This is a genomic window from Vibrio renipiscarius, from assembly GCF_000827885.1.
Classification (GTDB): Bacteria; Pseudomonadota; Gammaproteobacteria; order Enterobacterales; family Vibrionaceae; genus Vibrio; species Vibrio renipiscarius.
Genome location: NZ_JTKH01000006.1, coordinates 831,981 through 847,520, shown reverse-complemented (window position 1 = coordinate 847,520; position 15,540 = coordinate 831,981). Strand labels below are relative to the sequence as shown.

Here is a 15,540-nt window from a genome sequence, read left to right as displayed (position 1 = left end):
GTGGTGAGACTTTTGTTCTGAGGGCTTGTTCGCTTGTCGCCTACCTGGTGTCTCTTCAATTTGTTCGGGGATAGCGTGATTTATTCGCGAATGAATCACCAATGTCACGCCACTTTCCTGACATTGCTCTGACATTTATCTATGGTTAGCCAATAAAATCCGTCCCCCTCATTTGTCTAGCGGAAGCGCCTATTCCGTTAAAACAACTACAATAATTCCTAGATAATTAATTTAAGAGATCACTATGCGTTTCTATTTACGCTTCTTATTGTTTGTCAGTCTGGTGGTCACTTTGCCAGCACTTGCGAACAATGATTACGGCTTTCAGTCTCAACCTCAACGTTCACCCGTCGCGGACGAGATTGCTCAACAAATTTCAGCGATCCCTGAGCCACTGTTTATGTCCAGCAGAGATAAACGCCAAGTCAATATCTTGCTGGCAAAGGTTTTGCGCGTTCAGCGTGAGCAGATCGCGACATTTGATCAGCAATTAGTGGCCCATCGTGAAGATGGAACACCACAAACCTGGGCAGATGTGCAAAACAGCTATTTTACGCTGACCAGTTTAAACCAAAGCAAAGAAGCGCTTTTAGCCTTAACCAACCCGGCAAACCGTGACCGTTTGACTGGCTTTGGCCCGTATGGTGTAACGCAATTTAAGCAAGAATGGCAGCTCACAAAACTGAATGCTGAGTACATCGCTTATTTTCAATTTCGTAGCTTTAAAGCGCTGATTAAAGACATCTTTATTTCGCCAATCCCTGTTATTTGGGCCGCGATTAAAGTGTTGTTTATCTATTTTGGTTTGGTTTGGTGGCTAACCAACAGTAAGCGCCTGATTGATCTCTTCCGCGTTAGCCAGCTAGAGAACAACAACAAACCGCCATTTTGGGTGCGTATTGTTTGGTACATCAGCCGCGCGCATCGTGCCATTGCATGGTTAATCGCCATTACACTTTCCTTACGTGTGCTTTCTCAAATCCCGAGCTTGCAGCATTTGATCTTCCTTGAGATTTTCACTTGGTGGGTTTTGGGTGGCTCTATCGCCATTAGCTTTATCTTGGAATTTGCCTACCGCAACAGCCGCTCTTCATCGCGCGCGGTGATTGCTTTGCGTCTATCGACAATTCGTCGTTACGTTTGGAGCATCATTATTGCTGGCGTGATCATGCAAATTTCGATTCGAACCTTAGGTAAAGGGACCATTTACAGTTGGATCTACAGTGCGCTGTTCTTGTGGTTCGTATTGGTGACGATTTCTATTTTACGTCTATGGCGTGAAAAAGTGTTTCAGTCACTCAGTGACTATTCTGAGCGTCCTGTTTGGGTCACTTGGGCGATCAATCGTCAAAACACGGTTATCGTCAATATCGCTGCGACGGCAATTGGTATCACTTGGTTAACCATGGAAAGTGCCAAGCATCGATTGATGGCATTGTTGTCACGTTCAACGTTATTCAGCCAAGCGCTGGCGTACTTATTCCGTATTGAAGTCGCGAAGCAATCTGATATTGATAAATGTCAGCATCATCTTGTGCGCATTAAAGGTGAGCAAGTTTTCGAATACGTGTTGCCAGGCAGCATGGATAGCGAGTTGATCAATTACGCGACAGAAGAAGTAAAGCAATTATCTCGTTACCTGATGTCTGATAACCCTGCTATTTGTGTGGTATCGGGTGAGCGCGGTATCGGGTCAACAACCCTGCTGAACAGCATGTTGAACAAAGTGTCTAACGCTGAGCCTATTTATCTAAACTGCCCTTACTCGGGTTATTCAGGTTTGTTGGCGCAACTTGCGCTTAGCCTTGGCCTTGATGAGGAATCGAGCGAGATTCAAATCTTGGCGTATTTGCGTAAGAGCGAAACGACATACTTGATTGCGATCGATAATGCGCACCGCTTAGTGAAGCCAATGGTGGGTGGTCTGAGTGATTTGATTCGTGTGACGAATCTATTACGTCGCTCGAAAAAGAACCATCGCGTCGTATTGTCGATTGTGAAATCGAGCTGGCGTTTTGTCGACCGCGCGCGCGGTGAACGCTTATTGTTTGATTTGGTGTGCTTCCTTCCTCGCTGGAATGAAAAACAGATTGGGGAACTGCTGAATAGCCGCATCAATAAAGAACTTGAAAAACCGTTGTCGTTTGAAGGTTTGGTCGTACCAAAGCAGTGGGACCAAGATGAGATGAGCGAAGAAGAGCGTGCGAAACAAGGCTTCTACCGCATTCTTTGGCATTACTCAGATGGTAACCCGACGGTGGCATTGCGCTTCTTCCGTTTATCAATCAATCGCAACAAAGAAACCGATCAAGCGGTCGTGCGCCTATTCCATGCGCCTGAATCGCAAGAGCTAGAGAATATGCCAAAGCCGATGCTGGCGGTTCTGCGCTCTATCGTACAACTTGAGATCGCCTCGCCAGAAATTCTGTCCGATTGTACTCAGCTGAGTATTGCGGAAATCACGGGCATTCTGCGCTACTTCCAAAGCCGTGGTTACATTGAGTGGAGTGAAGATCAAGCGCGTGTTTCTGATCACTGGTTCCGTCACATTACGAACGTTCTCGACCGTCAACATCTTTTGGTGAAGTAGTATGAAAAGATTAATAATCCTACTGTTTATTGGCTTTGCTGCCTTACCGTGTTTTGCTACGGAAGAAATCGCTAATGTAGAAAACATTTCTAAGATTGCCAGTCTGGTTCGTTGGAGTGGTGTCTTCTTCTCTTTATTTGTCATCGCTGGCGCGTGGCTATTGCTCAAGTTCATGAGCTCGATGGTTGAAAGTTTTGGTAGTCAATTCGTTCAATATCGAATGCTATTACAAAAACTGCAATCCTTTACTCAGTTCTTTATTTACATGAGTACCGGTATTGTCGTGTTTATGATGAGCTTTCGCATCAACGACCAAATACTCGCGTTGATTGGTGGTACGCTTGCGGTATCGGTGGGTTTCGCCTTAAAAGACTTGGCCGCATCGTTTATTGCCGGCATCACCGTTATGATCGACAGACCATTCCAAGTTGGTGACCGCGTCACATTTGAGGGCAACTATGGTGATATCATCACTATCGGTTTGCGTTCAGTGCGCATGCGCACACTGACGGATGACATAATTACCATCCCAAACAACAAATTCTTGAATGAAGTGGTGGTCAGTGGTAACTACGGCGCATTGGATATGCAGGTCGTCATCCCGTTTTACATCGGTATGAATGAAGACATTACCCTCGCCCGTGATTTAATACAGGAAGCGGCGTCTTCAAGTCGTTATATCCACTTGCCTAAACCAGTTACCGTATTAGTTAAGCAAACCATCACCGACAATTACCTAGCAATTCAGTTAACCTGTAAAGCTTATGTTGTTGATACTGCTTACGAGAAATTGTTTGAAACCGACATTACCTTGCGCGTAATGAAAGAGTTCAGAAAACACAACATCAATCCGCCGAAGATCGCGGTTAACGCCAGTTAAACACGATCTCTCGATACAAAAAAGCGCCTTATTCGGCGCTTTTTCATTATGGGTTTGATTTATTTGTCACGATTAATGGTTATGTTCACCGTCAGGATGATCGCATTTCTCTGGTGCATAACGCGTAGCTAGTACACGTGGTAGAGCCGATTTCACCGGCATCGCGAACGCTTTCACTTGCTCATCACCGCCTTGTACGGTGTAAACAGGATCCAGAGTGGGTGCTGCAATCGTTAAAGTATCCAACACTTCACCATCACAGATCACGCTGGCTGTTTTCGGATTATCAGCACGTGCGACGTTAATGTGGAACTTGTTCATATTGTCCGCATTACGGCGGTTATTCTTCAGTGCGTACGTATCAACATCACCATTCGCCATTTCGACTTCCAAAGCACAGTTAGCGGCGAGATTCACCGAATCATCTGCGTAAACGTAGCCGTATGAACCATGTAATGCCGGGAAGATATAGCTATCAAGTTGTTTCGACGGATCGTAGTAACCAACAAGTGTTGTCACCGGCACACCAAATTGATTTGGTTTGATCGCTTGATATTGCTCAAAGCTCGCCCCTTTCACCCAGGTTTGACCATCAGAAACAAACACCAAACGACTGCCGTAAGGCACCACCATTGACGCACCATTAATGGTTAAGTGTGAGCTGTAACCGGCATCAGAGTTAAACGTGAAGATCTTACCTTGGTTGTCGCGACTTGCCGCAGGTACCGACATATCACGAGCCCAATGGCCATTCCATGTTGAGAGATCGACCTTATCGAAATTGGCTAATAGCGTTGCAATATGCTCTGCATTTGCCTCCCATGGCGCAACCGTGGTGACTTCTAGATGCTCGACACGATGTGTGTATTCATCCATGGTTTCGGTTGCTTCATTCCACTTTTTAAAACCGGTGGAAGACGTTTGATCAAACACCGCTTTGCTTTCAAGGTTTTTCTGAATAAAAGACATCGAATAAGGGGTATACATGGTAAAGCGTTGTTGGTTATACATTGCCCAACCACCCGCCATCGCGTCACTACCAAAACTAAACATGTCATTGAATGCCGGTACGCATTGACCGTCTAAACAGCTTTCTACACCATTTTTCTGTGGTGCAAAGTTTGGAATAAACACATCGCGTGAAGAATCCCAACCCCATGTTGAGTTACTCATGTTCGCCGGTTTGTGAATTGAACCTTCAAACCCACCAGGATAATGGCCCAAGCCGTAATTGTGGCCGACTTCATGGCTAAATTCGTTACCGATTGAGCTATCTAGCGTTACCATGCCCGCACCACCTGAACCCCCATGCATTTGTACACCATTCGCATAGAGGCCACGTGCATTATGAGCGGTTAACTGCGCTGCAAGATAAGGGTTTTCGCCCTCACCGACACCCGCCGTTGAATGGATGCCGTAGTTCGCATTATTGATGCCGATAGAGAACAGCTCTTTACCAATACGTTGACGCATCGTACCACCATGCCAACCGCCATCACTTGGATCGTGATCGGTCAGCAACGTGCCATCTGGTAGCATCACTTCAACTAAATGTACTGGCTCATACTCACTAACAATCATTTTACTGAGTGGCGCGGTTTCAAAATATTCTTGCTGCGCTTGTTTGTCTGTCTGGAAATCAAAACGTCCACGCGGTTCCACCAGCATGCCAACATCAATGGTATGCATCAGCAATTCTGTTGGCGCACCCACCTTGATGCCGGTTAAGTCACCCGATTTACCCTCATTGCTCAATGTCAGGCTTAAGCCTGGGGCTAACCATGCTTTAGGCAGATCCGCCGACCAATAGCCATCGGCGTAGCCAATATCATTAAAGATGAGATCGTCTTCTAGTACCCAAGCACCATTGACGTTTTTAAACACCGTCGTGCTGCCGTTCACAATGGTACGAACACGGTCTTGGTAATAACTGACGTTTGAGTTGTAACCCGCACTCGATTGGAAGATAACGGTTTTACCGTTCAGCTCTGGGTTATTTTGCTCTAAAGCAAAGTCTCGAATCCAATGACCATTCCATGTATTTAGCTTAACCACATCATGGTCAACAAGTGCGGCTGCAATGGCAGCGCTCGACACTTCTCGTACACTAAAAATGGCACTTTCATCATAGCTAAAATCAATCTCTTGATTGGCTATCTCAGGAATGGCTAACACGTTGCGCGCCAGTAAATCAGGCGCATTCATATCAAGCGAACCCAATACAGCGCCTTGTTTGTCTTTTGCCGTTAGCGTCACTAGGCTACGAGCTTCAAACGCAACATCTGGCTTAAACATAACCTTGGTCTTGCGCTCACCCACAAGGTGCATGCGTTTTTCATCGCTCACTGACTTGCCCGGTACAATATGAGCTTGAGCAAAAAGAACCGCGCCCGACAACTCACCCGTCAGCATGTTGCCAAGTTGATTGGTGTTAAAGAAGATCGATGGTTTTTGAACAATAGAAGGACATTCAGAAGCATCAAGATTTGTGGTTAGAGGGCGCTCCCAAACGTAGTTCCCTTGATTATCTTTTGAACCACGAGCGGCGGCATAAAGCGCAAAGGTGCATTTTTCTGCGTTAACTTCGGTATTTTCGTAACCCTCAGGGAAAAGGTCAAAACCGCCAGCATAACCCCAGTAATCCCAATGCTTAGGAATAAAATCGAAGACGGTTTCAAACTCAGATTCAATATCAAAAAGGTCAAACATCACATTACCGTCGTAGTTGATGCGTAATTGCTTACCTTTGTATTTCAAATAACGATAGTCCCCTTCTTCAACAACGTTTTCTTCTACCGCCGCCAATGTCGCAAGCTCTTCCATTTTTGTCATAATTTGCGCGCTGGCTTGCTCTAACGTTAGCTCTGCTGCGTGCGCATTACTGGCAAGCACTGAAGCGACAACCAGACCCAATATGCTCTTTTTCATATCTCATCTCTATTCTAATTATTGTTCACTTGTGGTCATAAAAACGCACAAGCAGATACTAAAAGGGGCCCCTTTTACGGGAATGGTAATGGGTTTTCTGGATCACACGCTATTGAGAGTTTTATTAATTTTGATCTTTATTCCAAATGATTGTTAACCAATGTTTAAATAAGTGATTTATTGTCAGGATAAATAATTTTGTAAAAATACATATCACCCACGAATGGTTTCCCTAACATAAATCAGCAGATTATTCTTCAAGCAACCTCTGCGTAACGCATAACGAGGACATAAAAAAAGCACCTCTTTGAGGTGCTTTATCACTGGGTTAGCCCATCCAATCGGCTTTATTGACTGCGCGTTGAAACCAATAAATGCGTTTCGGCTTTATTCGGCAATCGAATAGTAAAACAACTGCCTTGTCCCCACTCCGAGGTCGCCGTAAGCTCACCGCCAGTTTGGCTAAGGATACTTTGTGACACCGACAGACCCAAACCAGTACCTTCTCGCTTTGTGGTATAAAATGGCGAGAAAATACGTTTTAGATTTTCAGGTTTAATTCCGCAGCCTTGATCTTCAATATGAATCAGCGCGCCTTTCGCTTCACCGTCTTCTTGCCAATCTTCACTCTTCACCGTCAAGCGGCCTTTTCCTTGCATGGCGTGAATCGCATTCATTTGAAGGTTAACTAAAATTTGCAGCAATTGATTGCGATTAATTTCGACCGAGGTATGCGCTTGAAGATCGGTCACGAACTCGATATCTCGTTTTTTACTGCCCGTCTTAACCAGGGTGATGCTCTCTTCAACGATAGGATTCACATGCTGCCAAGTAATCTCATCTTGAACCCCGCCTTTGCGACTGTATTGCAGCAAACTGCGCGTAATATTGCGGATGCGATCTATCTGAGCGTGAATCGCTTCCAACTCATCTTTGACACGCTCTGACTCTTCGCCCAATTCAAATTGGATCAATTCCACATTGCCTAGGATCACAGCACTTGGGTTGTTAATTTCATGCGCAATACCCGCCGTTAACTCCCCTAACGCCGCCAGTTTCTCATGCACCACCAGCTTGTCACGGGTTTGATGCAACAGCTGAATATGCAATTCAAGTTCCGTGGTTTTCTCTTCAAGACTCGCGGTACGCTGTTGGATCTTCTCTTCCAATTCAACCGCGGCATTCTTCAGCTCATTTTTTCGCTGACGTAGTAGATCCAACATATTGTCAAACTGCTTCGCCAACTGGGCTAATTCATGTTCATCATCTAAGCCAAGTGGCCCAATACGGGTGTCTTTTCCGAGTTGAATCATTTTGACCACGCGGTGAATGTGTTCGATCGGGTTAAACAAGTCACGCGAGCCTCGATACACCATTAAACCTGAGACCAACAGTAAGAACACAGTGGTGATACTAATTTCAGCAATGTTGGTGATATACGCCTTGAGAAACGGCCAAATCAAATAACCGGTATAGAGCATGCCAATGACATTGTTTTCACGATCTCGAATGGGTTCATAAGCGGTAATGTACCAAGCATCATACACATAAGCTCGGTTAACCCATTGCTGGCCTTCAACTAATACCGCGTCTCTTACAACGTCAGATACTGGCGTACCAATCGCACGGCCCAAGCCGCCACTACTATCGAGCGGCACATTGGTGCTGACACGCAAATCGTCTAAGAATAACGTTAACGTGCCGATCGGGCGCAAACTGTCTTCACGACTTGAATAAATAAGGTCGCGAATTTGGTCGACTAATACCGTACTGTTATTCAGTAATAACCCCCCATCCAGATACCCGACTAATTGACCGTTGTTATCTTCCACGGGAATCACGGTTCGGCTCACCAAGCCACGGTTTTCAACCGCTTGGCTTTCTAAAATAGGCACTTGAGCACGTTTTGATAAATCGCTGTCGAGTGAGTCGAGCTCTTGTTCTGAAAGCACATCAAAAAACGACTCACTTTGAGCGACGTCGAAATAGCGGAAATGATGATTCGTGTCACCCACACGATGCAAACAAAGAAAATCTAAGTTGTAGCGTTTTTTCTGTTGGGATATCCACTGCTGAAGTTCAGCATCATTCTGGTTTGTTTCTAGCTGAATACGAAAATCATAAGATTCAGCAAACGCCTCGACATGATTAGCCTGTTTTTGTTGGATCAATTCGATGCTGTTATTTGCAACACCCAAGCGCTCCGACACATCAAGCAGTGCGCTCTGCCAGGTGTAATGAATCGACCAATAAATGGTGATGCCAATCAGCGCGAGTAAGGTTAAGAAAATCGGTGCCGATGTTAAAATCATCAACCGATAACGCACCATACTCTTAAAGCGATAACGCCACTTTGCGATCAAACCGGTGCGAGACGCGCCGCCGTTATTGGCCATAGTCCATGTCCTCTGCTTCCCACTCTTTAAATTTTCGTTCTAAGGTTTTACGTGCAACGCCCAAATCACGTGAAGCTGCAGACTTATTACCGTCGTGAAATTCGACCAATTGTTGAATATGGGATTTTTCAACTTCTTTTAAAGACCAAGTGTTTGGATAGCCTTTGCCAGCACTGCTTTCTGGTTCAGAAACAGTGTTTACTTCGATGTCAGCAGGTTCAGACACCGAAATACTCGGACTCTCTTGAACGCCCGCGAGCTCTCGCCAATAATGTGCTGGTGGCTTTGCCAATAAAATGCAGCGCTCAATCAAGTTTTTGAGCTCACGAATATTGCCTGGCCAACTGTAATTTTGCATCGCTTCGATGTCTTCATGCGCCCATTTTGGGTCGGAAATACCCAGTTCAATCGAAAGCATCTTGGTGAAGTATGGCACGAGTTCGCATAAATCCGATTTGCGTTCACGCAGTGGCGCCACATCAATTTTCAGCACATTAAGGCGATAAAACAAATCTTCTCGGAAGCGCCCGCATTTGACTTCTTCTTGCAAATTACGGTTGGTTGCAGCGACGACGCGCACATCCACACTCACTTCTTTCTCTCCGCCTACCGGACGAATCGTTCGTTGCTCAAGAACACGCAGCAACGCAGATTGCATCGCTAACGGCATTTCCCCGATTTCATCCAAAAACAGAGTGCCGCCACTCGCAACGCGGAACAAACCTTCACGGCTCTTTTTCGCGCCAGTAAACGCTCCCATGGTATGACCGAACAGTTCGCTTTCGAGTAATTCAGGCGCAATCGCGCCACAGTTAATCGGGACAAATGGCCCTTTACGACCACTGGCCTCGTGTACACCGCGTGCCACCAGCTCTTTACCCGTGCCGGATTCCCCCTCAATCAACACCGAAGCACGTGATGGTGCAAACTGGCTGATAAGTTGTTTCAGTTGACGAGTTTTATCAGACGTTCCCGCAATTTCGGTCGCGATATGGCGTTTAACATCACGGTGCAAGGCATACTGCAAGCGTTCATTCAGTCGCTTGTCCATGCAGCGCTCTACGGACTGCAACATCTGGCTTAGGTTGAAGGGCTTGAGAATAAAGTCTGTTGCCCCTAGCTTGAGGGCAGAAATCGCCGTTTCTAGATCAGCGTAGCCAGTCATGAAAATCACATCGGCTCTGCGCTCTTCGTCATTAAAGGCTTCTTCCCACTCAATGCCTGAACGTCCGGGTAGATTAATGTCTAGAATAATAAGATCATAATGATTGGCGATTCGTAACGTTTCCGCTTGCTCAATGCTGCCGGCCGTATCCACTTTAGAAAACCATTTACTGAGCGCTTTTTTTAAAATCGCTTGCATACCAGCTTCGTCATCGACAACGAGAACGGAAAATGCTTGATATTGAGAGAGTTTGTTTGCATCTAAAGAAGTAGACATGAAGGTTTTCTCGGTTTAAATCACTGTCATTGGGACAGAGTGTACCAAGGTTTTATCGGTAGGATCGAGCAATAGTGCGACAAATTGTCCCAAAGCCCCTTTTTGTCCACAAAACTGAACCAATTTGCTTGTAAAACAACCTGAAATCTTGGCATCTAGTTTGCTTAAGGCATAGCAGCCAGGTTTTTGGCTATCGCCATTCGTAGGTAGTGAAATTGACGCCCAACGGCAAACAATATGGAAAACATTACAATGAAAGCAACATTCAGTTATACCTTAGCAGCAGCGTCGCTTGTATTCTTTAGTCATACCGCTAGTGCGGCTGATGAAGCACCACACATCCGCTTAGCCACCACCACCAGTACTTACCATTCTGGTCTACTGGATTTTATCTTGCCTGAGTTTGAAAAAGACACGGGCTACAAAGTCGATGTGATTGCCGCAGGAACCGGAAAATCGCTTAAGATGGGCGAAAACGGTGACGTGGATTTGGTCATGACGCATGCGCCAAAAGCAGAAGCAAATTTTGTCGATAACGGTTTTGGCGTTTTACCACGCAAACTCATGTACAACGACTTTGTGATTGTTGGCCCGATAAACGATCCGGCAAACATCGCGGAACAAAAAGATATCTTTGACGTTTTCAAGAACATCGCCTCAACCAATTCTACTTTTGTTTCTCGTGGTGATGATTCAGGTACCGATAAAAAAGAAAAAGGTATTTGGGAGCAAACCAAAATTGAACCAAACTTTGGTGGCTACCGCTCTGTTGGTCAAGGTATGGGCCCAACGCTGAATATGGCATCTGAGATGGCTGGTTACACCATCACTGACCGTGGTACTTGGTTGGCTTACCAAAACCAATTGGCGCTGAAGATCTTATTCCAAGGTGACAAAAACCTGTTTAATCCGTACCAAGTTATCTTAGTTAACCCTGAGCGCTACCCGACGATTAACTACCAAGGTGCCAAAGTCTTCAGTGACTGGCTGGTTAACCCTCGCGGCCAAGAGTTAATTAATACCTTTACCATTAATGGTAAGCACTTATTTGTCGCTAACGCGAACGAGAAATAATCATTCATGAGTCTCTGGCAAACTACACTAGACGCGTTAGCACTTTTGGTCGCTTTTGACCCGGACCTGTTGGCGATTGTTGCGGTCTCTTTTAACGTCTCTTTGACTGCGATATCTCTGGTGTTATTGCCAGCGATTTTATTCTCGTTCATCCTTGCCTACACGGATTTTCGAGGAAAATGGTTCTTCCTTTCGATTATTAATACCCTGCAAGCCGTCCCAACCGTGGTGATTGGCTTGCTGCTTTACATGTTACTGTCTCGTGCAGGCCCGCTTGGTGATTGGCAAATGCTCTTTACCCAAAAGGCGATGGTGTTCGGGCAAATGTTGATTTGCTTCCCTGTCTTGGTTGCCATGATGCACGGATCGCTGCAATCAAGCGATCGCCGCGCCGTGGAAACGGCGATTACACTTGGCGCTTCACCATGTCGAGTGGCGGCGACCATGATTTGGGAAACCCGCTTTCCTCTTCTTGCCGCAACCATTACGGCTTTTTCTCGCATTGTGACCGAGGTCGGTTGTTCGATGATGGTGGGCGGAAATATCATGGGCGTAACCCGCAATATTCCAACCGCAATTTCGATGGAAAGTCATAAAGGGGCTTTCGCGCAAGGCGTGGCGCTCGGAATAGTATTACTCTCGCTCGCACTACTGCTAAACTTTATGTTAGGCAGCATGCGCGGTCGTGGCTATTTAAGAAACTAAGGGCGCTGTATGACGATTAAAATAACTGCACAACAGCTCTCCATGCGATTTAAAGATCGGGTGCTGTTTCATATTCCTGAATTGTCGATTGGTCCTAATGATGCAATCTACTTAAAAGGCGACAATGGTGTGGGTAAAACCACCCTACTGAAAATAATATCGGGGCTGCTTAAGCCAACCACTGGAAAAGTGATTGCTCCACGCGATAACTTTATTCAACGTCTTTCGACCCGCAGCGGCCGTCGAGACGTCGTTTACCTGCATCAAGCGCCGTATCTTTTTGATGGTACCGTTTTCCAAAACGTCGCTTATGGTATTCGCTTTCAAAAAATGTCGGCCCAAGATAAGCGAGCGTCGGTCATCTATGCTTTGAGAAAAGTCGGCCTAGAAACGCTTGCAGATGAGCATATTTCCGTTCTCTCTGGTGGCGAAAAACAACGCGTCGCCATGGCAAGAGCTTGGATTCTAACCCCTTCGATTTTGTTAATGGATGAGCCAAGCGCTTCCTTAGATCAAGAATCAATCGAACGATTAGTATTGCTGGCAAAAGATTTGCTCGAAAAAGGCTCAAGCATCGTGATTACGAGCCATCAAAAGAACGCTTTAACGGATTTATGTCGTAAACAGTGGTGGATAAAAGAATCAACTCTGATAGAGTCACCGCTGCTACAAGTCATCACCGATGAAAAACAAGAGAGCGACTATGCTACATCCAACGCAAACTAGTTGGGTTATTTTGGCTGGCGGTCAAGCCAGCCGCATGGGTGGCAAAGATAAAGGCCTTATAGAACTCAATAATAAGCCGCTGATACAACACGTTATTGAACGCTTGTCACCACAGACCCCTAGCATCTTAATCAACGCAAACCGCAATCAAAGTGAATACCAACACTTTGGTCCTGTGTTTAGCGACCATTTTTCTGATTACCCTGGCCCAATGGGCGGTATTCATGCCGGCCTTGTGCACGCCGAGACGGATTGGGTCGGCTTTGTCCCTTGTGATAGCCCGCAAATCAATCATGATTTAGTGGCACGTTTCTGCGCATACGCCACCGCAGAAAGTGACATCTTGGTTGCCCACGATGGCGATCATCAGCAACCCGTGTTTACGCTCTATCATAAACGCGTATTACCAAAACTGACGGCGTTCTTAGAACGTGGCGATCGTAAAATCATCTTACTCTACAAAGAATGTAATACCTCCTACGTAGACTTTAGCGACTCGCCAAACTGTTTTGTTAATCTAAATACGCCGCAAGAATTGGCTCAATTTGGGACTCTAGAATCATGACCGTACGCCACTTAATTCCTGTAATCGGTTTTGCTGCCTACTCAGGCACCGGAAAAACCACCCTAATTGAAGCGCTTCTTCCTAAGTTGACGAAAGCGGGCTTGCGCATTGGCATGCTTAAACATGCCCACCATAATTTCGATGTCGATCAACCAGGTAAAGACAGCTACCGTCTGCGTAAAGCCGGAGCAAGCCAAATGCTGATCTCATCTCGTAATCGCTACGCATTGATGACAGAAACACCAGAAGAAGAATCTGAATTTCATTTTCTGCTTAGCCGTTTCGATCAACAAAAACTGGATGTCATTTTGGTTGAAGGCTGCAAGAACATTGCCTTCCCGAAAATTGAACTGCACCGCGAAGAAGTCGGTAAACCATGGCTTTACCCAAGTGATGACAACATCATCGCGATTGCCGCTGACAATAAAGTGACCGACAGCGAACTGCCACAAATGGACATCAACGATCTTGATGCCATTACTCAGTTTATTCTTAACTTTGTTGCCTCAAATGGAAAGTCGGGTTGTGCCAAGGCAGCCAAGGCAAGCGATGAAAATACCGATAAACCGGCGTCATCGTGTTGCGACATTCTGTCCCCTGCTTTCCTTTCCGTGACTCAAGGACAAGAGAAAATTCTTTCTTTGGTTAATGAGGTGTCAGAAACCGAATCTTGTGCCATTGAATTAAGCTACAACCGCGTATTAGCTGACGATATCGCATCGCCAGTGAACGTACCGCAATACACCAACTCAGCAATGGATGGGTTTGCTATTCGTGGCGATGATATCGTCAACGATGAGGCTGAAACCCCAAGCTATCACGTTGTTGCTGAAGTGATGGCTGGCCACGCTTACCAAAGTGAATTGCAAGAAGGCCAAGCGGTAAAAATCATGACTGGCGCACCAATGCCAGCCGGTGCCGATACCGTGATTATGCGTGAGCAAGCGCAAACCGATAGTGACCACGTCACGTTCCCTAGCGCATTCATCAAACGCGGACAAAATGTTCGTCAAGCGGGTGAAGACTTAGCTCAGGGTAGCGCTGTATTTAGCAAAGGCACGCGTATTGAATCGGCAGAAATGGGCATGCTCGCCTCTCTTGGTTTTGGCCAAGCACAGGTTGCGCGCCAATTGAAAGTGGCGTTGTTCTCGACTGGCGATGAAGTTCAAGCGCCGGGCAGTGAACAAAAACCCAATACCATTTACGATTCAAACCGTTTTACCCTGATGGGTATGCTGGAAAAACTGGGTTGCGAGGTCATCGATTTCGGTATTTTAGAAGATAACGAACAAGTGATGATTGATGCGATTGAGAAAGCCAGCTTGCAAGCGGATGTGATCATTACATCCGGTGGCGTGTCCGTTGGTGATGCCGACTACGTAAAACTGGCCCTTGATAAGCTCGGACAAATCGATTTTTGGCGCATCAACATGCGTCCAGGTCGCCCACTCGCTTTTGGTCAGGTAAACGATAAGCCTTTCTTTGGTTTACCGGGCAACCCGGTGGCGGTCATGGTGTCGTTTATCAACTTTGTTGAGCCAGCGCTGCGTAAAATGCAAGGCGAACGCGATTGGCAACCTCTAAAAGTGAACGCGATTGCCACTGAAGACTTGCGCTCTCGTCAAGGTCGAACGGAATATAGCCGCGGCATATTCCAGATCGATCCAGCGGGTCGTCTAACGGTGCAAACCACCGGTAAACAAGGCTCTGGTATTTTACGTTCAATGAGTGAGGCAAATTGTCTTATCGAAATTTCACCGGCGGTTGATACAGTTAAAGTCGGAGAAAGCGTGACAATTATCCCACTTCAAGGCAGAATCTAGCCCATTCAAGGCTAACGGTTTCGTTGGCCTTCTCCATTAGCGAATTAGAAACAGTAGTAACTATGGCTCGTACAATTATTTACACCTACAAAGAAAAAGAGAAAGAATTACTTTTCTCTTACCAACAACACCGCAACCTTCACGAAGCCGTAGCGGAAGCGGAAGGCATCGATATTACTGAATTCCTTAAGATGGAAGTTCGCCTTGAGCTGATCTCAGACACTAAGGCAGTGCGTAACTACCGTGATAGCCACTTCAAAAAGTTAGGCTTTGGTCGAATCACGCTTAAGCCTAAAGAGAATCTAGGCGTCGGTAAAAAGAACAAGTAATCACACAACGATTCAACGTTGAATGATGACCAATAAAAAGGGCTTCCGATTGGAAGCCCTTTTTGCCTCTTCATGAGGCCATT

Annotated in this window: 11 protein-coding genes; 8 read left to right on the top strand and 3 right to left on the bottom strand. The window is 46.0% G+C overall.

The annotated features are described in order from the left end of the window. Positions 1-244: 244 nt before the first annotated feature. Both OJ16_RS06960 and OJ16_RS06955 read left to right on the top strand, forming a co-directional pair. Entirely contained in the window at positions 245-2,590 is a 2,346-nt protein-coding gene (locus tag OJ16_RS06960; RefSeq protein WP_040988692.1) for an ATP-binding protein, read from the top strand. Position 2,591: 1 nt separating this feature from the next. After that, on the top strand, positions 2,592-3,470 hold the full coding sequence (locus OJ16_RS06955; protein ID WP_040988691.1) for a mechanosensitive ion channel family protein: 879 nt from the start codon (positions 2,592-2,594) through the stop codon (positions 3,468-3,470). Positions 3,471-3,542: 72 nt separating this feature from the next. Here OJ16_RS06955 and OJ16_RS06950 read toward each other — a convergent pair whose 3' ends face one another. The 3 genes from OJ16_RS06950 to OJ16_RS06940 form a co-directional block, all read right to left on the bottom strand. Then, positions 3,543-6,398, bottom strand: a complete 2,856-nt coding sequence (locus OJ16_RS06950) for a M66 family metalloprotease (protein ID WP_040988689.1) — start codon at positions 6,396-6,398, stop codon at positions 3,543-3,545. 347 nt (positions 6,399-6,745) lie between these two features. Continuing rightward, positions 6,746-8,794: a sensor histidine kinase gene (locus tag OJ16_RS06945; protein ID WP_040988687.1), complete on the bottom strand. Its 2,049-nt coding sequence runs from the start codon at positions 8,792-8,794 to the stop codon at positions 6,746-6,748. After that, complete coding sequence (locus tag OJ16_RS06940; RefSeq protein ID WP_040988685.1) at positions 8,784-10,235, bottom strand: sigma-54-dependent transcriptional regulator; 1,452 nt, start codon at positions 10,233-10,235, stop codon at positions 8,784-8,786. The genes OJ16_RS06945 and OJ16_RS06940 overlap by 11 nt, the downstream gene beginning before the upstream one ends. Before the next feature lie 252 nt (positions 10,236-10,487). Between OJ16_RS06940 and OJ16_RS06935 the strand changes: the two genes are divergently transcribed. The 6 genes from OJ16_RS06935 (at position 10,488) to OJ16_RS06910 (ending at position 15,457) form a co-directional block, all read left to right on the top strand. After that, positions 10,488-11,309: a substrate-binding domain-containing protein gene (locus OJ16_RS06935; RefSeq protein WP_040988683.1), complete on the top strand. Its 822-nt coding sequence runs from the start codon at positions 10,488-10,490 to the stop codon at positions 11,307-11,309. 6 nt (positions 11,310-11,315) lie between these two features. Beyond that, on the top strand, positions 11,316-12,014 hold the full coding sequence (locus tag OJ16_RS06930; RefSeq protein WP_005599059.1) for an ABC transporter permease: 699 nt from the start codon (positions 11,316-11,318) through the stop codon (positions 12,012-12,014). A 9-nt stretch (positions 12,015-12,023) separates the two neighbouring features. Next, positions 12,024-12,740, top strand: coding sequence for an energy-coupling factor ABC transporter ATP-binding protein (locus OJ16_RS06925; RefSeq protein ID WP_040988678.1), 717 nt, complete (start codon positions 12,024-12,026; stop codon positions 12,738-12,740). After that, on the top strand, positions 12,718-13,305 hold the full coding sequence (mobA, locus tag OJ16_RS06920; protein ID WP_040988676.1) for a molybdenum cofactor guanylyltransferase MobA: 588 nt from the start codon (positions 12,718-12,720) through the stop codon (positions 13,303-13,305). The genes OJ16_RS06925 and mobA overlap by 23 nt, the downstream gene beginning before the upstream one ends. Next, the gene (locus OJ16_RS06915) at positions 13,302-15,128 is read left to right on the top strand and encodes a bifunctional molybdopterin-guanine dinucleotide biosynthesis adaptor protein MobB/molybdopterin molybdotransferase MoeA (RefSeq protein WP_040988674.1); all 1,827 of its coding nucleotides are present in this window, start codon (positions 13,302-13,304) and stop codon (positions 15,126-15,128) included. The genes mobA and OJ16_RS06915 overlap by 4 nt, the downstream gene beginning before the upstream one ends. Positions 15,129-15,190: 62 nt before the next feature. Next, positions 15,191-15,457 carry a DUF2960 family protein gene (locus OJ16_RS06910; protein ID WP_040988672.1) on the top strand — a complete coding sequence of 89 codons (267 nt, stop codon included), beginning with the start codon at positions 15,191-15,193 and terminating at the stop codon, positions 15,455-15,457. Positions 15,458-15,540: the final 83 nt, after the last annotated feature.